The sequence below is a fragment of the Geodermatophilus sp. SMS 5-13 genome, assembly GCF_059428245.1.
Window position 1 is genome coordinate 968783 of the sequence record NZ_CP165729.1, and the last position, 23370, is coordinate 992152.

Sequence of the window (23370 nt, forward strand, 5' to 3'; positions counted from 1 at the left end):
ATCACCGTCGTGGCGCGAGCTGGAGTGAAGCCGGGGGGCGGCTGTGCATTCTCTGTACACAGCGAGCTCACACAGAGTGACCGGGTAGAGAGGACGGCATGCGCGCAGCCGGGGTGACCGAGTTCGGCGGGCCGGAGGCCCTGCACATCGTCGACGTGCCGGAGGAGCACGCCGGGCCCGGGCAGGTGCGGCTGCGGGTGACGGCGGCGGCGGTCAGCCCGACCGACACCCACCTGGTGAAGGGCGCCTACGCCGAGCGCGACCCGGTCAAGGAGCCGCCGTTCGTCCCGGGCATGGACGCCGCCGGTGTGCTCGACGAGATCGGCGAGGGCGTCGACCGGCCGGACCTCGAGATCGGGGCGCCGGTGATGGGCGTCGTCGTCCCGACCGGGGCGCACGGCGGTTACCGGGAGAGCCTGGTGCTGCCGGCGGACTCCGTCGTCCGCTCGCCGAAGAACGCGACGGACGTCGAGGCCGCCACGCTGCCGATGAACGGCCTCACCGCCCGGTTCTCCCTCGACCTCATGGCGCTGCAGCCGGGGCAGGTGCTCGCGGTGACCGGCGCGGCCGGCGCGTACGGCGGCTACGTCGTCCAGCTGGCCAAGGCCGACGGCCTGACCGTGGTCGCCGACGCGGCCGAGGCCGACGAGCAGCTGGTGCGCGACCTCGGTGCCGACGTCGTCGTCCGGCGGGGGGACGACGTCGCCGAGCGGATCCGCGCCGAGTTCCCCGACGGCGTCGACGGGCTGGCCGACGGCTCGGTGCAGGACGCGCTGGTGCTGCCCGCCGTCCGCGACGGGGGAGCGGTGGCGACGGTGCGCGGCTACCGCGGCGACGGGCAGCGGGGCCTGCGGTTCTTCCCGACCCTGGTCCGCCGCGTGGCGCAGGACCGGGCCGCGCTGGACCGGCTGCGCCATCAGGCCGAGCAGGGCGTCGTGACCCTGCGCGTGGCGCAGACGTTCCCCGCGGCCGAGGCCGCCGAGGCGCACCGGCTGCTCGCCCGCGGCGGGGTCCGCGGCCGGCTGGTGCTCACGTTCTGAGGCTGCTTGGCTGGCGCGAGGGAGAACGCCCGCGACCAACGGAGGTACGGATCATGGTGCATCGCGTCGTCGTCAACTACGGCCAGCCGGAGGACCCGGGGGCGTTCGACGACTACTACCGCGACACCCACACGCCGCTGGCGATGGAGATGCCGGGCCTGGTCCGGATGACGGTCGGGCGGGCGCAGCCGCTGGACCCGTCCCAGCCGGCGCCGTACCTGGCCGTGGAGCTGGACTTCCCGTCCGAGGAGGCGATGGGCAAGGCCTTCGCCTCGAACGAGGGCAGGGCGGCGGCCGAGGACGTCGCCAACTTCGCCACCGGCGGAGCGACGATGTACCACTACGAGGTGCACGAGGTGCAGGCCGGCCTGCCCGAGATGCCGTGAACGGGGCACACGCCCTCATCCGCACGCTGGTCGGCGCCGGGGTCGACGTCTGCTTTGCCAACCCCGGCACCTCGGAGATGCACTTCGTCGCGGCGCTGGACGACGTCCCTGAGATGCGCGGGGTGCTGACCCTGTTCGAGGGCGTGGCCACCGGCGCCGCCGACGGCTACGCGCGGATGGCCGGGCGGCCCGCGGCGACCCTGCTGCACCTCGGGCCGGGCATGGGCAACGGCCTGGCCAACCTGCACAACGCCCGGCGCGGCCGCACGCCGATGGTCAACGTCGTCGGCGACCACGCGCGCTCGCACAAGCGGCTGGACGCGCCGCTGGAGTCCGACATCGACGCGGTGGCCGGCACCTTCTCCACCTGGGTGCACCGGTCGCTGACGCCGGCCGACGTCGGCGCGGACGCCGCCCACGCCGTGGCGGCCGCGCTGACCGCGCCCGGCGGGGTCGCCACGCTGATCCTCCCGGCCGACGTCTCGTGGGAGGACGGCGCCGCCGTGGCGGACCCGGTGCCGGTGCACCCCGCCTCCTTCCCGGCCCCCGAGGCGGTCGGCGAGGCGGCCGCGGCGCTGACGTCGGGGGAACCGGCGGTGCTCTTCCTCGGCGGGGACGCCCTGCGGGAGGAGGGGCAGCTCGCGGCCGCGCGGATCGCCGCCGGCACCGGCGCGCGGCTGCTCTGCGAGACCTTCCCGTCCCGCCTGCCGCGCGGGGCCGGGCTGCCCGACGTGCCGAAGCTGCCGTACCCGCCGGAGATGGCGATGGCCGCGCTCGCCGGCACCCGGCGCCTGGTGCTGGCCGGCGCGCCGGCGCCGGTGCACTTCTTCGGCTATCCGGGGCTGCCCGGGCACCCGGTGCCCGAGGACTGCACCGTGCACGTGCTCGCGGCGCCGGGGGAGAACGCCGTCGCCGGACTGCAGGCGCTCGCGGAGGCGATCGCCGAGGACGCGGAGCCGCGGCTGCTGGAGGCCTCGCGCCCCGAGCTGCCGACCGGCCCACTGGACGCCCGTTCGCTGTCGGCGGTGCTCGGCGCGCTGCTGCCCGAGGGCGCGATCGTCGTGGACGAGGCGATCACCTCCGGCGTCGGGCTGGCCGAGCTGACCGCCGGGGCGCCGCGGCACGACGTGCTGTCGCTGACCGGCGGCGCGATCGGCGACGGGCTGCCGCTGGCCGCGGGGGCGGCGGTCGCCAGCCCCGGCCGGCCGGTGATCGGCCTGCAGGCCGACGGCAGCGCGATGTACACGATCTCGGCGCTGTGGACCTACGCCCGCGAGCAGCTCGACGTCACGACGATCGTCTGCGACAACGGCTCCTACGCGATCCTCGAGCACGAGCTGTCCCGGGTCGGAGCCGCCGGTGACGGCAAGCGGGCTGCCCAGCTGCTGGACCTCGGCGGGCCGGACCTGGACTTCGTCGCGCTGGCGCAGGGGATGGGCGTGCCGGCCACCCGCGCGGAGACGGGGGAGGACCTCGCCGACCAGCTGCGGCGGGCCCTCGCCGAGCCGGGCCCGCACCTGATCGACGCCGTCCTGCCCCGAAGGTAGTTCGCCTCCCCAACCAAGGTTGTTCTCTACCTAGGGGGCTAGGTAGAGTTCGACCATGGCGGCCGAGCCCCGGATGACCATTCCGACGCAGCTGGTGCTGCAGGCGCTGCTGGACCATGCCCAGCGCGAGTTGTACGGCGTCGAGATCGGGGACCTGGCCGGGCTGCGCAGCGGCACGATCCACCCGATCCTGGCCCGGCTCGAGGGCGTGGGCTGGCTGACCTCCCGGTGGGAGGACATCGACCCGCAGGCCGAGGGCCGCCCGCCGCGCCGCTACTACCGGCTCACCGCCGACGGCCTGCTGGCCGCGAAGGCGGCCCTGGCCCGGGCGCATCGCCCGTCGCCGGTGCTCGGGTTGCGTCCGCAGCTGGGGGAGACGTGAGCGCGCCCCGGCCCCCCGTCCTCGGCACGCGCTCGGGCATCGCCGTCGCGGTGCGCGCGCTGCCCTCCGCCGATCGCGAGCGCTACTACTGCGAGTTCGTCGCCGAGCTGTACGGGCTGCCGGTATCCGCCCAGTTCCCGCACACGGCCGGCGTCCTGTCCCAGGCCTTCGCCCTGCGCGCCGCGCTGGGCGGTTCGCACCACCCGTCCGAGGAGGCTGCGATGAGCACCACCACCGCCGGCCAGCGGTTCCGCTGCCGGTACATGCACTGGCACCACTGGAAGCCGGTCAGCACACCGGACGGCGAGCGCTACATCGCCTGCGCGGTGTGCCACAAGGACCACGGGGGCTGGGACAAGGCCATCCAGGTCGTCCCCGGTGCTGGCTGAGCCGACATGACCCCCGCGGATCGACGGCGCCTACGGTGCCGGCTGGGGCTGCACCGGTGGACGACCGTCGGAGCGCCCGACGGGCAGTGGGTCCGCACCTGCCGGTCCTGCGGCCGTGAGGACGAGCCGTTCGCCCGGCCCCCCGAGGAGACTACGCGACTCGACCCCCGTGACATGCCGCCCGGCGGCGTGTGACGAGGAGCCCGGATGGCCACCCCCGCCCGCCCGCTGACCGCCGCCCGGTGGGCCGTCGGACTGGCCGCGCGGCTGCTGCCGACCCCGGCGGACCGGCGCCGGTACCAGGCGGAGTTCGTGGCGGAGCTGTGCGGGCTGCCGGTGTCCGACCAGCTCCGCCACGCGACCGGCGTCCTGTCCCAGGCCCTCGCGCTGCGGGCCGCGCTCGGCGGCTCGTCCACCTCGTCCGAGGACGTCGTCGTGCGGTCCACCACCGCCGGTCAGCGGTTCCGCTGCCACTACCTGCACTGGCACCACTGGAGATCGTTCAGCACCCCGGACGGCGGGCGCTACGTCGCCTGCGCGGTGTGCAGGAAGGAGCACGGCGGCTGGTACTCCGTCTCCGGCGGGTTCATGGGCGGCGCCGGGGGCGGGGGTCCCGTCTAGTGCCGCGGCTTCCGACCTTCGCCCCGTCGTTGGCTTGCTGCCGGTGGACTGCCGGATGCCACCGAGTGTCGGATCCCGGTGGTCTCATGGGCGCGCGATACCGCCACGAGTCGACACCGGTCGGCATCGGCAACCGAGTCCCGCCCGGTGCCCGAGGCGAAGGATGCCTGACGCGGCACTAGTTCGCCTGTTCGTCCGAGCACGGGGAGGTGGCGCGCGCTACCGCTCGTGCGCGGTGTGCGGAAAGGACGACGCGGGCCGGATGGGCCCCGACAACACCTTCGGCGCGTAACCGCCGTCAGCGACGCGGCGTCTCGCGCGGGTGCAGCAGTCGCTCCATCTGCGCGGCGACCTGCTGCTTCTCCTTGCGCTCGCTGCGCTTCTCCTTGAGCGACTTGCCCGACTTCTTCGCGGAGTGGGCGTCGTGGGGCGACTTGTCGGCCATGGCTCTCGCTCCCTCGCGGAGGGCCGGAACGGCTCCGGTGGCGGGCACGCTACGCCGGGCGGGTGTTCCCCGGGAGGGCCTTCCGCCGTCCCGAATCCGACCGGGGTGTTCCGCCTCGGATCACGACCATTCGCCGCATGCGCGATCCGCATGTCGACATGGGGATCGCGCATTTCCCATTGACCTGTCCCGGAAAAAACTGCTCAAGCATTCACCCGACGGGGTCGATTCCTTTCCTGTCGCATTCACGAGGAATGCGAAACGAACGCGAAGGAGTCGGTTTCGGTGCGGCTGCCGGTCGAGAACGGAACGGGACGACGCAGGCTCCTGCGCTGGGCGACCCGCGCGACCGGGGTGGCCGTGGCGACCCTGGTCGGGCTGGGGATCGCGCCCGGTGTGGCCGCGGCCCGCCCCAAGGACCCCTCCGACAGCGAGCTCCGCCAGGCCCAGACGGCCGCCGACGCCGCCGCCGCGGAGGTCGGCCGGATCTCCGCGCAGATCGCCTCCGCGCAGGCGCAGGTCGAGGCCGCGCACGCGCAGGCCAACATCGCACTCGACACGTTCCTGACCAAGCAGGCCGAGTACGAGGCGGCCCGGACCGCCGCCGCGGCCGCCGACGACGCCGCACGGCAGGCCCAGGCCGACCTGGCCGGCGCGCGGTCCGACGTCGCCTCCTTCGCCCGCGACAGCTACATGTCCGGCAGCACGAGCTCGCGCCTGACCGGCCTGCTCAGCTCGGGCAGCCCGGCGCAGATGCTCGAGCGCGCCGCCCTGCTCGACGCCGCCGGTGACCACCGCGCCGACGTCCTGACCCGGGTGACCGAGGTCGAGCAGCAGGCCGAGCAGGCCCAGGGCGCGGCGCGGACCGCGCTCACCGCCGCCGACACCCTGCAGCAGGAGGCCTCGGCCGCCCTCGACTCGGCCAACGCGCTGGAGACCGACGCCCGCGCACAGGCCGCCGCCGTCGAGACGCAGCAGGCCCAGCTGGAGGCGCAGCTCGACGCCGCCCAGGACACCCTGGCCGGCCTGCAGGGCGAGCGCTCCGCCGCCGACGCCTACGACCGCGAGCAGGCCGCCGCGGCCGCCGCGGCTGCCGCGGCGGTCGCCGACGAGCCGGAGCCCACGCCCGCGCCCGCCCCGGCGCCGGCCCCGGCCCCGGCCCCGGCCCCGGCCCCCACGCCGACGGCTACGCCCGACCCCGCGCCGTCCGGCGGCGGCTCCGCCGCGCCGGCCCCGTCGTCCGGGGCCGAGGGCGCGATCGCCGCGGCGCAGCGCTGGCTCGGCACCCGCTACGCCTGGGGCGGTGGCTCGCTGTCCGGGCCCAGCATGGGGTGGGGCATCGACGCCGGCGTCGTCGGCTTCGACTGCTCGGGGCTGACCCGCTACGCCTACTACCAGGCCGGGATCTCGATCCCGCGCACCAGCCGCGACCAGTACCGCGCCCTGCCGAAGGTGTCGCGCAGCAACCTGCAGCGCGGTGACCTGGTCTTCTGGGCCAGCAACACGGGCAACCCGTCGACGATCTACCACGTCGCCATCTGGCTCGGCGACGGCCGCATCCTGGAGGCCCCCGAGAGCGGCAAGACCGTCCGCATCGTCTCGATGCGCTGGTCCGGCTTCATCGGCGGTGCCCGCCCCGGCGCCTGACCCGCGGACACGCCGCCGTCCCCCGTGGGGACGGCGGCGCGTCGTTGCCCCGGACGGGTAGAGCCCCCATGCTGCGACAGGGGTGGTCATGGGGCGGCATCGGCGGCGGGCGCGCCACGTCGGGCCGGTGCTGCTCGCCGTGCTGGTGGTGATCATCGGCGCCGTCCTCGTCACCACGGAGACGCTGGGCGAGCCGCGCGGCGCCTCCTCCGAGACGTCCGCGACCCCGTCGCCGGCGTCGCCGAGCGCGGCCGAGGTCGCACCGTCGCCGTACGAGGGCGCCGGCACCTGGCTCTCGCGGTACCGGTTCACGCGTGAATTCGGCGGTCCGGCGCCGTCCGTCGTGCCGGCCGACGTCGACGCGATGGCCGACGCCGGCGTGCGGACCCTCTACCTGCAGCCCGCCGCCGACGACCCGCGGTTCCCCGGGCTGCTGAGCACGGATCTGCTGGGGGAGTTCCTCGTCCGCGCGCACGCGCGGGGGATGCAGGTCGTCGCCTGGTACCTGCCGCACTTCACCGACGTGGACGGCGACCTGCGGCGGCTGCGGGAGATGCTCGACTTCCGCGCGTCCGGCGAGGGCTTCGACGCGGTGGCGGTGGACATCGAGTTCACCGAGGACGCCGAGCTGGGCCCGCGCAACGCGGCGCTGGTGGAGCTCTCGCGGCGGCTGCGGGAGGCCGCGCCGGACGCCGTCCTGGGGGCGATCGTGCTGCCGCCGGTGGTGACCGACGTGCTCAACCCCGGGTACTGGCCGGACTTCCCGTGGGCGGAGATCGGCGACGTCTACGACGTGTGGCTGCCGATGGCGTACTGGTCGAACCGCGCGGAGCCGGAGTGGACCGACGCCTACACCTACGTCGGCGAGAACGTCGCCCGGCTGCGCGCGCACCTGGGCGACCAGTGCGCGGTCGTGGCGGTCGTGGGCGGCTTCGACACGGCCGAGACCGCCGCCGACTACGCGGGCATGGTGCGGGCGGCCGGCGAGCAGGGCGCGGTGGGCGTGTCGATCTACGACTGGCCGACGACGCCGGCGGAGGCGTGGCCCGCTGTGACCGGGTACGTCGGGGGGAGTTGCTGACACACCGGCGCGGCCCGTCGCGTGCCGTGCCGCGCTTGGCGCCACGCCGAGCCCTGACGGACGGTGGCCAGGCCACGGAAGTCGACGAGGGGGAGCCGGATGACGGTGCAGCAGCGGCCGGGCAGCAAGCGGACGGCCGTGCGGTCGCGCGTCTCGGGGGTCACGGCCTTCTTCGGCAGCTTGGTGCTGCTCAACATCGGGATCTACACGGCCGTCGCCCTCGCCCGGTAGGGGACTAGCTCACCGCCTGGGCGGCGCGCTCGGCGCGCAGGGCCTCGAAGACCCGCTTGCGCAGCCGGTCGCCGTCCCGCTCGTGGACGTCGTGGAACTGCACGGCCATCAGCCACTTCGGCCCGCGCTCGACCACCCAGACGATGTCGCCGTGCAGGTCGACGAAGGCGTTCTCGAGGGAGATCGTGAAGCCGACGCGGGTGCCGGCCTGCGGCGGCAGTCCCCAGCCGTCCATCAGCGCGCGCATGCCGGCCTCGCTGAGGTCGACGGTCGTGCCGGTGAGCTGCGAGTCCGCCCACGGCATCACGACCGGCAGTTCGACGCGGGCGCGGACGGCCTTGCGGCGCTGACTGCGCTCGGCGGGGCCGGTGGGGGCGAGGTGCCAGCGCGGCTCCTCGCCGTCCTCGACCTCGACCATCTTGGCCGGCAGGGTCCGCTCCTCGTTGCCGGCGACCCAGAACACCTCGACGGGGTCGCCGGTGGTGACCGACGTCTTCCACGCCGAGCCCTCGCCGGCCGGCCGCACCACCAGGCCGAACTCGTTCGACACGTCCACGACCGCGGTGACGGTGATCCCGCGGGTGACCAGGGTGACGTCGGCCTGCGACGTCTCCACCGGCCGGTTGGCGTCGTGCTCGCTCATCGCGTCTTCTCCACTGCTTCGCTGTCGATGAACCTCGTTGTTCTCACTACAGCCAGGCAACGGCTCATTGCGATGTGCAACTTTCGTGCTGCGGCGGTCGCCTACCCCTTCCGGGTGGGAGCGCCGCGTCACAGGGTTCCGATCACTCGCCCCGCAGTGCCTGCAGCGCACGCTCGGTGCGGCTGCGCACGTCGTCCGTGGTCAGGCCGTCGATCGAGGCGATGAACGACACGAAGACGTCCCGGTCCGGCGCGGCGAAGTCGAAGATGCTGCGCGACGACGGCAGGACCTCGCGGGTCAGCTGCATCGTCGCCCGGGTGAGCGCCTCGCTGTCGTCGTCGTCCGCGATCGCCGAGAGCAGGCCGAACCAGGCCCAGAGCCGCCAGGTGAGCGCCTTGGCGAAGACGATGTTGAACGGGACGCCGATGATCGGGATCGAGCCGACCACCTTGTCCCACAGCAGGTCCTGCGCCAGGAAGCCGAGGTTCGGCTTGAGGTAGACCTTCACGGCCTCGGCGGTGATCTCGCCCTTGCCGTAGATGCCGCGGATCTCGTTCCAGAGCTGGGCGTAGAAGGGGACGGCGGCCGCGTCGACGAGCAGGTTGGCCGCGAAGCCGAAGAGCCCGCTGGCGCCCTGCGCGATGAGGTTGCCCGTCGCCAGGGTGCTCGTCCGGTCGTAGACCTGCTGGGCGCGGGCCCGCTTGGCCGCCTCGACGTCCGTCTCCGTCACGCGTGCGATCCCAGCACGGGGAGCGCCTCCCGGTCACCTTGACAGCGTCCGTGACCCAGGCCACAGTCCCGTGCCTCATTCAGGCAACGTGGCGCACCGGGAGAACAACATGAGCGAGACGACGCAGGAGCTTCGGGCGCGACAGGAGGGCCGCCTGGCCGACCCGGACGTCGAGCTGCGCACCGATCCCCGGCTGCATCCCGGCCTGCGGGCGCAGCTGGCCGCGTTCGGCCTCGACGGGCACGCCGCCCCGCCGCCGTTCGACCGCACCGCCTCGGCCGAGGAGGTCGCCGAGTTCGTCGGGGCCTCGCACGCCGGCTTCGAGGGCCTGTACGCCGCGCTGCCGAGCGACTGGCCGGACGAGGTCCGCGCCGACGTCGAGTACCGCACCGAATCGGTGCGCGGCGTCGACGGCAACGACATCCCGTTGCACGTGTTCCGCCCGGCCGGGGTCGAGGGGGCGCTGCCCTGCACGATCTACATCCACGGCGGTGGCATGGCGATTCTCGAGGCGCACAACGCGGTGCACCGCCGCTGGAGCGAGGACCTCGCCGCCTCCGGCATGGTCGTCGTCACCGTCGGCTTCCGGAACGCGTGGACCGCCGAGGGCCCGAACCCGTTCCCGGCCGGCCTCGACGACTGCAGCACCGCGCTGGACTGGGTGCACGAGCACCGCGACGAGCTCGGCATCACCCGGATCGTGCTGCAGGGCGAGTCGGGCGGGGCGAACCTCGTGATCGCCACCACCCTGAAGGCCAAGCGCGAGGGACGGCTGGACCACATCGACGGCGTCTACGCGATGGTGCCCTACATCAGCGGCGGCTACGGCTGGGACCGCGAGCGCAAGCTGCGGGAGCTGCCGTCGATGGTCGAGAACGACGGGCACTACATCAACTGCGAGATGATGGACATGCTCGTCGCGGTCTACGACCCGACCGGTGAGAACGCCGAGAACCCGCTGGCCTGGCCGTACTTCGCGACCGAGGACGACGTCGCGGGGCTGCCGCCGCACGTCGTCTCGGTCAACGAGCTCGACCCGCTGCGCGACGAGGGCATCGCCTACTTCCGGCTGCTGCAGCGCGCCGGCGTGCCGGTCGTCGGGCGGATCAACCTGGGGCTCACGCACGCGGCGGACATGTCCTTCCGGGCCGCCGTGCCGGAGTCGTACAAGGCGGCGGTGCGCGACATCAGGGGGTTCGCCGACACCCTCTGAGCCGCGGGCCGTAGTCCCCGCCGAGATGCGCCTCAGGCACGTGACCCCGACCGGGATCCGCCCCTGAGGCGCATCTCGGCCCGGCGATCGCTGGACCGGGCGTGCCGTCGTCCGCAGATGGTGAGCCCGCCGCGCGTTCGGCGTCGATCAGCGCGTCGGCTCGCCGACCAGACCCTCGAGGCCGGACGCGTTCGCAAGGCAACCGCAGGCGCTGCAGTCGGGCATCGTCGAGTCGTTGGTGCCGGTGAGCACCCACGTGTCGGCAACGAAGCCGCCGCGCGGCGCGAACGTGCTGGAGGGGACGTAGTCCCACAGGTCGCTCGTCACGTCGCCCGCCGCAGACGTGACCCGGTCTCCGCGGGCAGTGCACAGGATGTACACCAGTGTCCCGTGGGGGATCTGACCCAGGCTCGAGGAACCCACCGAGGGCGCCTCCCGGACCAGCGCGGACCCGAAACCGCCTGTCTCGATGTAGCCGACCGCCGACTGCACCGGCGATTCTGGCGAGGGCGTTGGCAGAGGAACGGTCGTGCTCGGTGGGGTCGGCATCGTCGTCGGCGGGGGAGTCGAGCGGGAAACGGTGGACGCCGGAGGTGTCGGCACGATGGTCGGCGCCGGTGTGCTGGTCGCAACCGGATCCGGTGAGGGCCGGTCGGTCCGCTCTTGCACGACGAGGTACGCCGCGGCAGCCGCCAGAGCCAAACAGATGACCAGACAAGCTGCGCGCGTGGCCACGCCCACGCTGTGCGCCATCTCGATCTGGAAGACCTTGAACCCGCCACCGAGGAGCGCCACCAGGAGAAGGAGGACGGCCCCTGCGCCGAGGATCGTTGCGAGTTCCCCCATTACGTACCGTCCTCGCTGATGACCGGCAGCCCATGTCGTCGGGCGGCCATTGTCGAGAGCCGAACGGGACCGGTCCAGCCGCTGAGGTCATCCGGTACCGAAATCTCCGGCCTCTCGCGATGCCGTCGCACGCGTGGTGATCGACGGTAACTCTCCGTCATCGGACCTCACGAGTACCTGCAGACCTACGCAGCCCAGCCGCACAGGGAGGCGCCTCAGGGGTGTGACCCCGGCCGGGACGCACACCTGAGGCGCACCTCGGTGCGGCGGTCGCCTGATCGAGTGGACCTCGCGTCGGGTTGTCCACAGATCGTGAGCGCGGCCGTCCGCGAACCGCTCCGTTCTCTTACAGTCCCCGGGACTTTGGTGACTGTGCGAGGCCGACGGGGGTGCCGTGCCGACTGCGCTGGACGTCGTGGACGGCGAAGTTCGTGAGCTGATCCGCCGGCGTGGCCTGGATCCGTTCACCGACCCCGCGCCGGTGCGCGTGCTGGTGCGCGACGTGGTCGCCGACTACTCCGAACGTTCGCTGACCTCGGCGCTGCCGCCGATCGTCGACGCCGAGTCCGTCGTGCGGGACGTGCTCGACCGGGTGGCCGGGTTCGGGCCGCTGCAGCGCTACCTCGACGACCCGGAGATCGAGGAGATCTGGGTCAACGAGCCGGGCCGGGTGTTCGTCGCCCGCCGCGGCCGGTCGGAGCTGACGACGACGATCCTCGAGCCCGGCGAGCTCGCCGACCTGGTCGAACGGATGCTGCGCACGAGCGGTCGGCGGATCGACATGTCCACGCCCTTCGTCGACGCGATGATGCCCGACGGCTCCCGGCTCCATGTCGTGATCCCGGACATCACCCGCCGGCACATGGCGGTCAACATCCGCAAGTTCGTGCTGCAGGCGCACCACCTCGACGAGCTCGTCGCGCTCGGCACGCTGACCGCCCAGGCGGCGCGGTTCCTCGAGGCCGCGGTCGCCGCCGGGCTGAACATCCTGGTCGCGGGCGGCACGCAGGCCGGCAAGACGACGCTGCTCAACTGCCTCTGCGCCGCGATCCCGGCCCGCGAGCGGGTCATCACCGCCGAAGAAGTCTTCGAGCTGCGCGTTCCGCTTCCTGACGTCGTCGCCATGCAGACCCGCCAGCCGAACCTGGAGGGCGCCGGCGAGATCCCGCTGCGCCGGCTGGTCAAGGAAGCGCTGCGGATGCGGCCGTCGCGGATCGTCGTCGGCGAGGTCCGCCAGGAGGAGTGCCTCGACCTGCTGATCGCCCTGAACTCGGGCCTGCCCGGCATGTGCACGCTGCACGCCAACAGCGCGCGCGAGGCGATCGTGAAGATGTGCACCCTGCCGCTGCTGGCCGGCGAGAACATCGGCACCGCGTTCGTCGTCCCCACGGTGGCCGCCAGCGTCGACCTGGTCGTGCACGTCGGCACCGACGCCGACGGACGGCGGCGGGTGCGGGAGATCGTCGCGCTGCCCGGCCGGGCCGAGGGCGGCGTCATCGAGACCGCCGACGTCTTCACGTCCCGTGAGGGCCGGCTGGTCCGCGCGGACGGCTATCCGCCGCACCCCGAGCGCTTCGCCGCGGCCGGTTTCGACCTGGCCGGGCTGCTCCGATGACCGGTGCGCTCCTGGGCCTCGGGCTCGGCATCGGCTTGCTGCTGATCTGGCGCAGCGGATCGCGGGCGCCGCGGCGGCGCACCGATCCCCGCCGTCCCGGCCGCCGGGAGCAGCTGCTCGCCGCCGCCGGGCTGACCGGCATCAACGCCGCGCAGCTGCTCGCGCTGCAGATCGGGCTGGGCCTGCTCGCGACGGTCGTCGTCCTGCTCACCACGGGGACCGTCACCGTGAGCCTGATCTTCGGCGTCTTCGGGTTCGCACTCCCGTACGCGCAGGTCCGCCGGCTGGCCGGCAAGCGCCGCGCCGACCTGCGCGAGGTCTGGCCGGAGGTGGTCGACAACCTGGCCTCGGCGGTGCGGGCCGGGCTCTCCCTGCCCGAGGCGCTGTCCGCGCTGGCCACCCGCGGGCCGGAGGTGTTGCGGCCGCCGTTCGAGCGGTTCGCCGGCGAGTACCGGTCGAGCGGGCGGTTCGGCCCATGCCTCGACCACCTCAAGGACGACCTCGCCGACCCGGTGGGCGACCGCATCGTCGAGACGCTGCGGGTCGCGCGGGAGGTCGGCGGCACCGACCTCGGCCGCGTGCTGCGCACCCTCGCCACCTTCCTGCGCGAGGACGCCCGCGCCAGGGCCGAGCTGGAGACCCGGCAGGGCTGGGTCGTGTCGGCCGCCCGTCTGGCGGTCGCCGCACCCTGGGTCGTGCTGCTCCTGCTGGCAACCCAGTCCACGACCCTCGCCGCCTACGACTCACCCGTGGGGACGGCGCTGCTGGTCGGCGGCGGCGTGGTGTGCGTGGTGGCCTACCGGCTGATGCTGCGGATCGGGCGGCTGCCCGAGGACGTGCGGGTGCTGCAGTGAGCGCCGGCGTGGTCGGGATGCTGCTGGGGCTCATGGCCGCGGTCGGCTTCGTGCTGGTGCTGACCTACGCCCCGCCGTTCCGGTCGGTGCGGCTGGTCGACCGGCTGGCCCCGTACGTGCACGACACGCCTCCGCCGTCCCGGCTGCTGGGCACCGCGACCGAGCCCGGGCTGCTCACCGCCGTCCGGCGGATCTTCGGCCCGGTCGTCGGTGACGGGGCGCGGCTGGTCGACCGGGTGCTCGGCGGCCGGTCGGCGGTGCGCCGCCGGCTCGACGCCCTGGGCGGCGAGGCGAGCGTCGAGGACTTCCGCATCGAGCAGGTCGTGTGGGGCGGCCTGGGACTGCTCGGCGGCGCCGTCCTCGCGACCGTCGGCTCGGTGATGACCGGCAGCCTCAACGTGCTGTCCGCGGGCCTGCTCTGCGTGGCGGGGTTGGTCGGCGGCGTGCTCGGCCGCGACTGGTGGCTGACCCAGCAGGTCCAGAAGCGCGAGCAGCTGCTGCTCGCCGAGTTCCCGGTGGTGGCCGAGCTGCTGGCGCTGGCGGTCACGGCGGGGGAGAGCCCGAGCGCGGCGATCGCACGGGTCACCCGGCTGTCGGGCGGCGAGCTGGCGCGCGAGCTCGGGTCGGCGCTCGGCCGGGCGCGGGCCGGGGTGCCGCTGACCGAGGCGCTGCAGCAGGTGGCCGATCGCACGTCGCTCGAGCCGCTCGCCCGCTTCATCGACGGCCTCCTGGTCGCGATGGAGCGCGGCACCCCGCTGGCCGAGGTGCTGCGGGCGCAGGCGGCCGACGTCCGGGAGGCCGGCAAGCGGCGGCTGCTCGAGGCCGGCGGGCGGAAGGAGATCGCGATGATGGTCCCGGTCGTCTTCCTGATCCTGCCGGTGACCGTTCTCTTCGCCCTGTTCCCGGGGCTGATCAGCATCGTCTCGCTGGCGCAGTGAGCCCGCGGACGCGACAGGAAGGAAGACAGATGACGCGGGGGCTGTGGGCGGCGCTGGTGGCGCTGGCGGAACGGGTGCGCGGGGACGATCCGGAGCGGGGCGACGTCCCGGGCTGGGTCATGATCACGGTGATGACGGCGGCGCTGGTGCTGGCCATCCTCATCCCGTTCCGCGAGGCGATCGTGTCCGCGGTCCAGAACGCGCTCTCCTCCGTTACGAGCGGTGGCTGAGGCCCCTCTGCAGGGTCCCGCCGCGAGCTTGCGAGTGGCGGGGGGCAGAGGGGTCCTTTCTGACGGCGAGCGCGGCAGCGCCGTCGTCGACTTCGTGCTGGTCTCGGTGCTGATCCTGGCGCTGCTGCTCGCGGTGCTGCAGGTCGCGGTCTACGTGCACGTGCGCAACGTGGTGACGGCGAGCGCGCAGGAGGGCGCCCGCTACGCGGCCAACGCCGACGTCGACTCCGCGCTCGGGGCCGCGCGCACGGTCGAGGTGGTGGCGCGGGCGACGTCGGTGCAGACGGCCGAGGGGCTGTCGTGCACGTCGGCGCAGGAGGTCGACGCGACCGGGCTGACGCTGGTGGTGGTGCGCTGTTCCGGGTCGGTGCCGACGCTGTTCGCCGCGCTGGGCAACCTGCTGCCGCTCGAGGCGGCCGGCCGCGCTGTCAAGGAGCAGCCGTGAGCCGGCCGCGCGACCGGCTGCGCGAGGAGACCGGCTCGGCGCTGGTCGAGTTCGTGTTCATCGCGCTGGTGGTCTTCGTGCCGCTGGTCTACATCGTGGCCGGCTTCTCGGCGGTGCAGCGCGGGGTGTTCGCCTCGACCGAGGCGGCGCGGGAGGCCGGGCGGGCGATCGGCACCGCACCGGACGTCGCGACCGGCCGGGCGCGGGCCGAGCGCGCCGCGGAGCTGGCGGTGGAGGACCAGTCGGTGGAGGCCACCGACGTCCGGGTGGCCTACGCACCGGCAGGCGCCGGGTGCGACGCGGCCGGCTCCTACGCGCCGGCGCTGACGCCGGGGGAGGAGTTCAGCGTCTGCGTCACGGTGACCGTGCGGATCCCGCTGCTCCCGGACTTCATCGACGCCAACACCGCCACCGGCCAGTTCGTCGTCGAGCGGGACCGTTACATCGACGGCTGAAGCCGTCTCGCGCGCGAGCCCCTCGATCAGCGGGCCGGAGTCCTCGAAGATGCGGTGGGCAGCCGCGCATCCCCTCGAGCCCCGCGGGAGGTCCTCCGTGCTCAAGCGCGAGGACAACGAGAAGCTGACCCGGACCGGCCCCGGCACGCCGCTGGGCGCCATGATGCGGGCCTACTGGCAGCCCGCCGCCCTGGTGTCGGAGATGACCGGGCCCCGGCCGGTGAAGGCGGTGCGCCTGCTCGGGGAGGATCTCGTCCTCTTCCGCCGGCATGAGGGCTGGGGTCTGATCAGCCGGTTCTGCGCTCACCGCGGGGTGGACCTCTCCTACGGCCGCCTCGAGCAGGACGGCCTGCGGTGCCTCTACCACGGCTGGCTCTACGCCGCGGACGGGCGCTGCCTCGAGCAGCCGGCGGAGCCGGAGCACAGCCGCTTCCACGAGAAGATCCGGATCGCGCACTACCCGTGCGTGGAGCGCAACGGGATCGTCTTCGCCTATCTGGGCGCGGGCGAGCCCCCGCCGTTCCCGGCCTACGACTGCTTCACCGCCCCGGAGGAGTACACCTTCGCGTTCAAGGGGCTGTGGGAGTGCAACTGGCTGCAGGGCCTCGAGGGCGGGATCGACCCCAGCCACGTGTCGTTCCTGCACCGGTTCCTCGACGAGGATCCGCGGGAGGTCTACGGCCAGCAGTTCAGCGAGGAGGTCGCGGGCACCGGCGCGAAGCTCTCCAAGCTCGTCGCGGACCACTACCGACCCGACATCGAGGTCGAGCGAGCGGACCACGGGCTGCGGGTGTTCGCCGTCCGTCAGCTCACCGACGAGATCACGCACGTCCGGGTCACGAACCTGCTGTTCCCGAATGCGTTCGTGGTGCCGTTCGGGAACGACCAGGTCTTCGCGCAGTGGCACGTCCCCGTCGACGACGTGAACCACTACTGGTACATGATCTTCTACGACTTCGCCCAGCAGACCGACCGCGAGACGCTGCTGGCCCAGCGGCTTCAGGGCGTCACGCTGCCGGACTACCGCCCGACCCGGAACCGGGCGAACGACTGGGGGTTCGACCCGCAGGAGCAGCGGTCGATGACCTACACCGGCATGGGGCTCGACATCAACGTCCACGACCAGTGGGCCGCGGAGAGCGTGGGCCGCATCCAGGACCGCACCGTCGAGCGGCTGGGGGTCTCCGACCGGGCCATCACGGCCAACCGGCGGCTGCTGCTGAGCGCGATCGACGCCTTCCAGGCGGGCAAGCCGCTGCCCGGCCGCCCCGTGGACGAGGAGTCGGCCGCCCGTCTCGTCGGCCCCTCCGCCGTGGACACGATCGCCGACAGCGAGCGGTGGCAGCAGCGCTGGCGCGACCGCGAACGGGAGCGCCGGGCCGCCTCACCGTGGGCCGGCTCGGCCAGTACGGAGGTGACCGTCGATGCCTAACCTCGACGAGCGCCCGGTCGCCGAGGGCGGCCGCGGTGCCGGCGCCCGGCCGCTGCTCGAGGGGGACCGTGGCGGCTTCATCGACCGGCACGATCTGTGGAGCGCGGCGCAGTACGCCCAGGCCGCCCAGATGCGGCGGGTGATCGACGAACTCGGCCTGGAGATGGTGCGGTTCGGCTTCGTCGACGCCCACGGCGTCATCCGCGGCAAGACCCTCACCCGGTCCTCCGTGCCCGCCGCGATGCGCTCGGGCCTCACCGTGCCCAGCTCCCTGCTGCTGAAGGACACCTCGGGCAAGTCGGTCTTCCCGGTGTTCACCGCGAACCCGGGCGTCGGCGTCCGCGGGCTGACCGGCGCCTGCGACGTCGTCCTGGTGCCCGACCCGACGTCGTTCCGGGTGCTGCCCTGGGCGGCCCGGACCGGCTGGATCCTCTGCGACGTGCACTTCCCGGACGGCGCACCCGTGCCGTTCTGCACCCGCAGCCTGCTCCGCCGGCAACTGGGTGCGCTGGCCGAGCGGGGCTACGCGATGACCGTCGGAGCGGAGCTGGAGTTCCACGTCTTCCGCGCGGTTCCCGGGGAGGCCCCCGACGCCGGGCGTCCCGGTGCCCCGGGCCGGGCACCGGCGGTGCTGCCGACCACCGCCGGGGCGCAGCTGCTGCACGAGGAGACCCTGGACGGCGCCGACGTCCTGGTCCAGGCGCTGCACGACGGCCTGGTGGCGCTCGACCTGCCGCTGCGGTCGCTGGAGCTGGAGTTCGGCCCCAGCCAGTTCGAGCTCACCATGGACGCCGCGGACGCCGCGCGCACCGCGGACGCGGTGGTCCTCTGCCGGACCGCCGTGCGGCAGATCGCCCGGCGCCACGGGTTCCTGGCCACCTTCATGTCGCGGCCGCAGGGCGCCGACACCGCCTCCACCGGCTGGCACCTGCACCAGTCGCTGACCAGCCTGCACACCGGACGGCCCTCCTTCGTCCCCGACCCCGAGGACACCGGGCCGCTGTCGCTCACCGGGCGCTCCTACCTCGAAGGGTTGCTCGAGCACGCGTCGGCCGCGACCGCCTTCAGCACGCCGACGGTCAACGGCTACAAGCGCTACCAGCCGTACTCGCTCGCTCCCGACCGGATCGCCTGGGCGTTCGACAACAAGGGCGCCATGGTGCGCGTCGTCGGCGGCGCCGGGGATCCGGCCACCCGGCTGGAGAACCGGTCGGGGGAGCCGTCGGCCAACCCGTACCTCTACGTCGCCTCCCAGCTCGTGGCGGGGATGGACGGCGTCAACCGGCGGCGGGAGCTGCGGCCGGCGACCGAGAACCCGTACGAGGACGTCGCCGATCGGCTGCCGCGCTCCCTCGGCGAGTCCGTGGCGGCCCTCGCCACCGACGACGTGTTCCGCGCGGCACTCGGGGACGTGGTCGTCGACTGGTACGCGGCCATCAAGCGCAGCGAGTTCGAGCGGTACCTGGCCCACGTGTCCGACTGGGAGCAGCGCGAGTACCTCGGGCTGTTCTGATCGCGGGGGTCGGCGTGAGCGTGACCGGGAGCGTCCGCAGCCCCGTGACGAGGTACGCCCGCAGCAGCGACGTCCACCTCGCCTACCAGGTGGTGGGCGACGGCCCGCGCGATCTCGTGTTCGTGCCGCCCTGGGTCTCGCACGTCGAGGCGATCTGGGAGGACCCGGGTTTCGCGAAGTTCTGCCGGCGACTGGCGTCCTTCACCCGGCTGATCATGATGGACCGCCGCGGCGTCGGGCTCTCCGACCGGGTGCCGGTGGGCGGCCCGGACGAGCTGGGGACCGGCGTCCGGGACATCGCCGCGGTCATGGACGCCGCCGGGTGCGAACGCGCGGCGCTGCTGGGTGGCGACGTCGGCAGCGGGCAGACGTGCACGGTCTTCGCCGCGACGGTGCCGACCCGGTCGACGGCGCTCGTCCTCTACGGCGCCTTCCCGCGGGTCACCTGGGCGCCGGACTACCCCTGGGGCGCCAGCCCGGCGGCGCTCGACCGGACGGTGGCCAACATCGAGGCGCACTGGGGGACGTCGTTCCTGCTCGCCCACAACGCGCCGAGCCGCCTCGCCGACCCCCGGTTCCGCGACTGGTGGGCGCGCTACCAGCGGCTGGCCGCCAGCCCCGGCACGGCGGCGGCGATCGTCCGGGAACTCGCCGACGTCGACGTACGGCCGTACCTGGCCCACGTCCGCGTGCCGACGCTGGTCCTGCACCGGACCGGCGACCGCGTCTTCCGCATCGAGGGCGCGCGGGTGATCGCCGACGGCATCCCCGGCGCCCGGCTCGTCGAGCTGCCCGGCGAGGACCACCTGCCCTTCGTCGGGGACATCGACGGCGTGGTCGACGAGATCGAGCAGTTCCTCACCGGCGCCCGCCCGAGCGCGGAGCCGGGCCGGCGTCCGCGCAGGCGGGGGGAGTGGCCGGCGCGGCTGACCGACCGCGAGGTCCTCGTGCTGCGCCGCGTGGCCACCGGCCAGAGCTCCAAGCAGATCGCGCGGTCCCTCGGCATCTCGGTGCGCACCGTGGACAACCACATCAACCACATCTACGAGAAGGTCGGCATCCGCGGACGGGCCGGCATCACGCGGTTCGCGCACGAGCAGGACCTGGTGGCAGAGCCCGCCGAGTAGGCGGTTCTGCTCATGGAGACCGGGCCCATGGCGCTCCTACGTTCGCGGCCATGACCACCGTCGACATCACCCCGCAGGCCCGCGTGCTGGAACTGAGCACCGGCTACATCGTCACCAAGGCGCTGGCGGTCGCCGCGTCGCTCGCCGTCCCCGACCGGCTGGCCGCCGGGCCGCGCACCAGCGACGACCTCGCCGCCGAGGCCGGCGTCCACCCCCGGGCGCTCTACCGGGTGCTGCGCTGCCTCGGCGCCGCCGGGGTGCTCACCGAGTCCGAGCCGGGCACCTTCGCGCTGACCGACGTCGGGGACTGCCTGCGCGGCGACGTCCCCGGGTCGATGCGGGCCTGGACGATCATGAACAGCGAGGGCATGTTCGGCGCCTTCACCGACGTGCTGCACAGCGTCGCGACCGAGCAGCCGGCCTTCGAGCGGGTCTTCGGGGCACCGCTGTTCGACTTCCTCGGCACCCATCCCGAGCAGGGCGCCGTCTTCGCCCGGGCGATGGGCGACTACAACCGGGCGGCCACGCTGGCCGCCGCGCAGACCTACGACTGGCGCGGCCTGCGGCGCATCGTGGACGTCGGCGGCGGCGCGGGCACGCTCATCTCGACCGTGCTCGCCGCTCATCCCCAGGCGCGCGGCGTCCTGTTCGACCTGCCGCACGTCCTCACCGCGGCCGCGGCGAGCCCGCTGGCCGCGACCCTCGACGGGCGCTGCGAGCTGGTCGCGGGCGACTTCTTCGAGCAGGTGCCGACCGGCGGGGACGCCTACGTCCTGTCCTGGGTGCTGCACGACTGGGACGACGAGCGGTGCGTGCAGATCCTGCGCAACTGCCGCGCCGCGACCGCGCCGGGAGGGCGGCTCGTCGTCGTCGAGACGATCTTGCCGCCGGGGGACGAGCCGCACTTCGGCAAGGTGCTCGACATCGCGATGCTGGTCCTCACCGGAGGCCGGGAGCGCACCGAGGCCGAGTACGCGTCGCTGTTCGAGGCCGCGGGTTACCGCCTCACGCGCGTGCTGCTGACGCCGTCCCCGATGAGCGTCGTCGAGGGCGTTGCCGTCTGAGGCCGGCCGCGCACTGCCACAACCGGTCCGGCGCCTTCCAATGCCTGTTGGTGGTCTGCCAGACCGATGGAGCTCGGCTGCTACAGGTTGAGCTGGACGCCGGTGTAGTCGGCGGACGGGTTGCTGAAGTCGGTGGCGTCGGCGAAGCCAAAGGCGACGATCCGGGCGTCGATTGGGACCATGTAGACGTAGGTCATGTCGGCCTCGAACCCAGGCTGCAGTTGGTCGTTGCACTCGGGGTTGCCCCGCAGCTTGTACAAGCTGTCGATGGTGTCGAACTGCCGGTCCTGAGTGTCGACGACCGTCGTGGCGATGGGGTAGCTGCAGGTCAAGTCCATGCTCACCTGGGCGTTGTTGAGCACGTGGGTCTGCACGACCACGAACTTGCCGCCAGCGTCCGGAGGCGTGGGCGTGTACTCCTCGAAGCCCGAGCCCGCGGCGTAATTTGTCTCGTTCAGCTCGATGGTGTCGGCGAGGAAAGCGTTCGTGACGGTGAGCGTGACGCCCTGGTTGCTGACGGTCTGCCCCACCTGTGCGAGCTGCGGCTCATCATCATCCGCTGCCGTGCTGCTGGATGGGGCCGCCGAGGTGGACGGCCTGGTCGCGTCCTGCCCGCGCGCCGTTTTGAGCTGCGCGGCCAATTCCTGGTACTCGTCGCTCTCGCTGGGGTCGCTGACGGCGGCGAAGGTGCCGGCGCCGATGCCGCCGCCGACGACGAGGCCGACGGCCAGCGCGGCGGCGAGCCCCTTCCATCGCCCCATGGGTGGGGCTGCAGCGCCCTGTGCAGCCGCGGCGGGGGACCCGTAGCCGGGCGGTGGCGGAACCGACGCGTGTGGCTCTGCCGGCAGCGGTGGCGGCGCCGACGGCCGTTCGCCGGTCGGCTGCGGGCGGTCCTCGCCGCCGGTGGGCTCAGTCATCTCGGTCTCCCTGTCGGATGTCCACGCGTCAGGAACAGCGCGTGAGGCTGCCGAAGCCAGTCATCGGCACCAAGGGCGTCGCACAACAGCCGAAGGCACAGAGGTCCGGGGGTCGAGGCCGCGGGTTACCGCCTCACGCGCGTGCTGCTGACGCCGTCCCCGATGAGCGTCGTCGAGGGCGTGGCCGGATGACGTCCGGGGCGGCACGGAGGGACGGGCGCGGGTGCATCCCGTCCCTCCGGCGGCTCACCTGACGGTGTAGCCGGCGTCCACCGGGAGGGTCACGCCGGTGATGTACCGGGCCTCGTCGGAGACGAGGAACAGGATCGCGTTGGAGATGTCGATCGCTTCCACGTACGGGACCGGCAGCGGGTGCAGCGTCTCGAACAGCTCGCTGAACTTCTCCTTGGTCGGCTCGGGGTCGTCCGGCGTGAACAGCCCCCAGACCTTCGGGTTCTGGATCATGACCGTGTCCACGCCGGTCGGGTGCACGGTGTTGACCCGGATCGACTGCTTGCCGAACTCGTTGGCCAGCGTCCGCATGATGCCGATGACGCCGTGCTTCGCCGTCGTGTAGTGGATGGTGTTCGGCGTCCCCTTGAGCCCGGCGGACGAACTGGTGATCACGATCGACCCGCCGCCGTTCTGGATCAGGTGCGGCAGGGCGACCTTGCAGGTGTTCCACACGCCGGTCAGGTTGACGTCGAGCATCTCCTGCCACGCGTCGTCCGAGAGCTCCAGCGACGGCGAGAGCTCGAAGACCCCGGCGTTGGCCAGCACGATGTCCAGCCGCCCCAGCTGCGCGATCCCCTCGTCCAGCGCGGCCTTGAGCGCCCCGCTGTCGCGGACGTCGGCCTTGGTGGCGACGATCCGGCGGTCGAGCGCCTCGACCTGACGGACGGTCTCCTCGAGGTCTTCCTCGGTTGCCGGCGGGTACATCTGGATCGACGGGACCGGCCCGGCGATGTCGACGGCGATGATGTCGGCCCCCTCCTGGGCCAACCGCACCGCGTGGCTGCGGCCCTGGCTGCGTGCCGCGCCGGTGATGAACGCGACCTTTCCCTCTACCCGTCCGGCCATTCGGTTCCTCCTCGTCGAGTCCATGCATGGGAGAGCAGGCCGCGTGGATACCGAGACCGCGCTCGGGCGCTGCTTACTGAACGCGGCGGCCGCGCGTCAACCGGCAGGCCTTCGCGCTCGCCTGACCTGCGCCGATTCCGGTACACGTCGTTCCGTTGACATGCAGCGACGGCACGCCCGCACCCCCCTTGAAATCACTCACCGTGCTCGGTTGGGTTCGAGGATCGGTGCCGAGCAGGGGCCCCTGCTTCCATCAACCCCAGGGGGAGCGCGCATGCCGGTGTGGACGATCCAGAACGCGCGTGGCGAGGACGAGCTGGTGGAAGCCGGCCTGCTGGTCACGGAGAGCGCGGCGCTGGTCGCGCTCTCGGAGGACGGGCTGATGATGCGGGCCTGGGCGCCCGGTCAGTGGCGCACCGTCCGGTACACCCACGACGGCTCTCCGGCGGAGCGGACCAGCGGTACGGGGAACGTCCTGGCAGGGGTACCCAGCGCCTGA

The 23370-nt window shown here is 73.2% G+C and carries 27 protein-coding genes; 21 read left to right on the plus strand and 6 right to left on the minus strand.

Annotation, left to right across the window (positions count from 1 at the left end; translation table 11 throughout):
* The first annotated feature begins 98 nt into the window (after positions 1 to 98).
* The 6 genes from AB3388_RS04750 to AB3388_RS04775 all read left to right on the plus strand — a co-directional run bounded on the left by AB3388_RS04750 (position 99) and on the right by AB3388_RS04775 (position 4365).
* Positions 99 to 1040 (plus strand): NADP-dependent oxidoreductase, encoded by a 942-nt coding sequence (locus AB3388_RS04750; protein WP_495409607.1) that lies wholly within the window; start codon positions 99 to 101, stop codon positions 1038 to 1040.
* A gap of 53 nt (positions 1041 to 1093) precedes the next feature.
* Positions 1094 to 1426: an EthD family reductase gene (locus AB3388_RS04755; protein WP_495409608.1), complete on the plus strand. Its 333-nt coding sequence runs from the start codon at positions 1094 to 1096 to the stop codon at positions 1424 to 1426.
* Positions 1423 to 2973: an acetolactate synthase large subunit gene (locus AB3388_RS04760; protein WP_495409609.1), complete on the plus strand. Its 1551-nt coding sequence runs from the start codon at positions 1423 to 1425 to the stop codon at positions 2971 to 2973. Before AB3388_RS04755 ends, AB3388_RS04760 begins: the two co-directional genes overlap by 4 nt.
* A 55-nt stretch (positions 2974 to 3028) precedes the next feature.
* On the plus strand, positions 3029 to 3355 hold the full coding sequence (locus AB3388_RS04765; protein ID WP_495409610.1) for a PadR family transcriptional regulator: 327 nt from the start codon (positions 3029 to 3031) through the stop codon (positions 3353 to 3355).
* A complete protein-coding gene (locus AB3388_RS04770; protein WP_495409611.1) occupies positions 3352 to 3744 on the plus strand; it encodes a hypothetical protein in 393 nt (130 codons plus the stop codon). Before AB3388_RS04765 ends, AB3388_RS04770 begins: the two co-directional genes overlap by 4 nt.
* A 207-nt stretch (positions 3745 to 3951) precedes the next feature.
* A complete protein-coding gene (locus tag AB3388_RS04775) occupies positions 3952 to 4365 on the plus strand; it encodes a hypothetical protein (RefSeq protein WP_495409612.1) in 414 nt (137 codons plus the stop codon).
* Positions 4366 to 4663: 298 nt separating this feature from the next.
* Here the strand turns inward: AB3388_RS04775 and AB3388_RS04780 are convergent, their stop codons facing one another.
* Complete coding sequence (locus tag AB3388_RS04780; RefSeq protein WP_495409613.1) at positions 4664 to 4810, minus strand: hypothetical protein; 147 nt, start codon at positions 4808 to 4810, stop codon at positions 4664 to 4666.
* A 285-nt stretch (positions 4811 to 5095) separates the two neighbouring features.
* Here AB3388_RS04780 and AB3388_RS04785 point away from each other — a divergent pair, with 285 nt between their 5' ends.
* From AB3388_RS04785 to AB3388_RS04795, 3 genes are all read left to right on the plus strand, one after another.
* Entirely contained in the window at positions 5096 to 6457 is a 1362-nt protein-coding gene (locus tag AB3388_RS04785; protein WP_495409614.1) for a C40 family peptidase, read from the plus strand.
* 88 nt (positions 6458 to 6545) lie between these two features.
* On the plus strand, positions 6546 to 7538 hold the full coding sequence (locus tag AB3388_RS04790) for a hypothetical protein (RefSeq protein WP_495409615.1): 993 nt from the start codon (positions 6546 to 6548) through the stop codon (positions 7536 to 7538).
* Between the two features lie 99 nt (positions 7539 to 7637).
* A complete protein-coding gene (locus AB3388_RS04795; RefSeq protein ID WP_495409616.1) occupies positions 7638 to 7769 on the plus strand; it encodes a hypothetical protein in 132 nt (43 codons plus the stop codon).
* Between the two features lie 4 nt (positions 7770 to 7773).
* Here the strand turns inward: AB3388_RS04795 and AB3388_RS04800 are convergent, their stop codons facing one another.
* The gene (locus tag AB3388_RS04800) at positions 7774 to 8412 is read right to left on the minus strand and encodes a PilZ domain-containing protein (RefSeq protein WP_495409617.1); all 639 of its coding nucleotides are present in this window, start codon (positions 8410 to 8412) and stop codon (positions 7774 to 7776) included.
* Positions 8413 to 8554: 142 nt separating this feature from the next.
* On the minus strand, positions 8555 to 9142 hold the full coding sequence (locus tag AB3388_RS04805; protein ID WP_495409618.1) for a hypothetical protein: 588 nt from the start codon (positions 9140 to 9142) through the stop codon (positions 8555 to 8557).
* Between the two features lie 109 nt (positions 9143 to 9251).
* Here AB3388_RS04805 and AB3388_RS04810 point away from each other — a divergent pair, with 109 nt between their 5' ends.
* Positions 9252 to 10355, plus strand: coding sequence for an alpha/beta hydrolase fold domain-containing protein (locus tag AB3388_RS04810; RefSeq protein ID WP_495409619.1), 1104 nt, complete (start codon positions 9252 to 9254; stop codon positions 10353 to 10355).
* Between the two features lie 147 nt (positions 10356 to 10502).
* Here AB3388_RS04810 and AB3388_RS04815 read toward each other — a convergent pair whose 3' ends face one another.
* Positions 10503 to 11201 (minus strand): hypothetical protein, encoded by a 699-nt coding sequence (locus AB3388_RS04815; RefSeq protein ID WP_495409620.1) that lies wholly within the window; start codon positions 11199 to 11201, stop codon positions 10503 to 10505.
* A gap of 394 nt (positions 11202 to 11595) precedes the next feature.
* Between AB3388_RS04815 and AB3388_RS04820 the strand changes: the two genes are divergently transcribed.
* The 10 genes from AB3388_RS04820 (at position 11596) to AB3388_RS04865 (ending at position 20874) form a co-directional block, all read left to right on the plus strand.
* Positions 11596 to 12816 (plus strand): TadA family conjugal transfer-associated ATPase, encoded by a 1221-nt coding sequence (locus AB3388_RS04820; RefSeq protein ID WP_495409621.1) that lies wholly within the window; start codon positions 11596 to 11598, stop codon positions 12814 to 12816.
* Positions 12813 to 13670, plus strand: a complete 858-nt coding sequence (locus AB3388_RS04825) for a type II secretion system F family protein (RefSeq protein ID WP_495409622.1) — start codon at positions 12813 to 12815, stop codon at positions 13668 to 13670. The genes AB3388_RS04820 and AB3388_RS04825 overlap by 4 nt, the downstream gene beginning before the upstream one ends.
* On the plus strand, positions 13667 to 14608 hold the full coding sequence (locus AB3388_RS04830) for a type II secretion system F family protein (RefSeq protein WP_495409623.1): 942 nt from the start codon (positions 13667 to 13669) through the stop codon (positions 14606 to 14608). Before AB3388_RS04825 ends, AB3388_RS04830 begins: the two co-directional genes overlap by 4 nt.
* Before the next feature lie 29 nt (positions 14609 to 14637).
* Positions 14638 to 14838, plus strand: coding sequence for a hypothetical protein (locus AB3388_RS04835; RefSeq protein ID WP_495409624.1), 201 nt, complete (start codon positions 14638 to 14640; stop codon positions 14836 to 14838).
* A gap of 34 nt (positions 14839 to 14872) precedes the next feature.
* Entirely contained in the window at positions 14873 to 15283 is a 411-nt protein-coding gene (locus AB3388_RS04840) for a TadE/TadG family type IV pilus assembly protein (protein WP_495409625.1), read from the plus strand.
* Positions 15280 to 15738 (plus strand): hypothetical protein, encoded by a 459-nt coding sequence (locus AB3388_RS04845; protein ID WP_495409626.1) that lies wholly within the window; start codon positions 15280 to 15282, stop codon positions 15736 to 15738. Before AB3388_RS04840 ends, AB3388_RS04845 begins: the two co-directional genes overlap by 4 nt.
* Before the next feature lie 97 nt (positions 15739 to 15835).
* On the plus strand, positions 15836 to 17170 hold the full coding sequence (locus AB3388_RS04850) for a Rieske 2Fe-2S domain-containing protein (protein ID WP_495409627.1): 1335 nt from the start codon (positions 15836 to 15838) through the stop codon (positions 17168 to 17170).
* Positions 17163 to 18683, plus strand: coding sequence for a glutamine synthetase family protein (locus AB3388_RS04855; RefSeq protein WP_495409628.1), 1521 nt, complete (start codon positions 17163 to 17165; stop codon positions 18681 to 18683). Before AB3388_RS04850 ends, AB3388_RS04855 begins: the two co-directional genes overlap by 8 nt.
* A gap of 44 nt (positions 18684 to 18727) precedes the next feature.
* Positions 18728 to 19810, plus strand: a complete 1083-nt coding sequence (locus AB3388_RS04860; protein WP_495409629.1) for an alpha/beta fold hydrolase — start codon at positions 18728 to 18730, stop codon at positions 19808 to 19810.
* A 50-nt stretch (positions 19811 to 19860) separates the two neighbouring features.
* Positions 19861 to 20874 carry a methyltransferase gene (locus AB3388_RS04865; protein ID WP_495409630.1) on the plus strand — a complete coding sequence of 338 codons (1014 nt, stop codon included), beginning with the start codon at positions 19861 to 19863 and terminating at the stop codon, positions 20872 to 20874.
* A gap of 80 nt (positions 20875 to 20954) precedes the next feature.
* Here the strand turns inward: AB3388_RS04865 and AB3388_RS04870 are convergent, their stop codons facing one another.
* Both AB3388_RS04870 and AB3388_RS04875 read right to left on the minus strand, forming a co-directional pair.
* On the minus strand, positions 20955 to 21791 hold the full coding sequence (locus AB3388_RS04870) for a hypothetical protein (protein WP_495409631.1): 837 nt from the start codon (positions 21789 to 21791) through the stop codon (positions 20955 to 20957).
* A 246-nt stretch (positions 21792 to 22037) separates the two neighbouring features.
* Positions 22038 to 22871 (minus strand): mycofactocin-coupled SDR family oxidoreductase, encoded by an 834-nt coding sequence (locus AB3388_RS04875; protein ID WP_495409632.1) that lies wholly within the window; start codon positions 22869 to 22871, stop codon positions 22038 to 22040.
* A 274-nt stretch (positions 22872 to 23145) separates the two neighbouring features.
* Here AB3388_RS04875 and AB3388_RS04880 point away from each other — a divergent pair, with 274 nt between their 5' ends.
* Positions 23146 to 23370 (plus strand): hypothetical protein, encoded by a 225-nt coding sequence (locus AB3388_RS04880; protein WP_495409633.1) that lies wholly within the window; start codon positions 23146 to 23148, stop codon positions 23368 to 23370.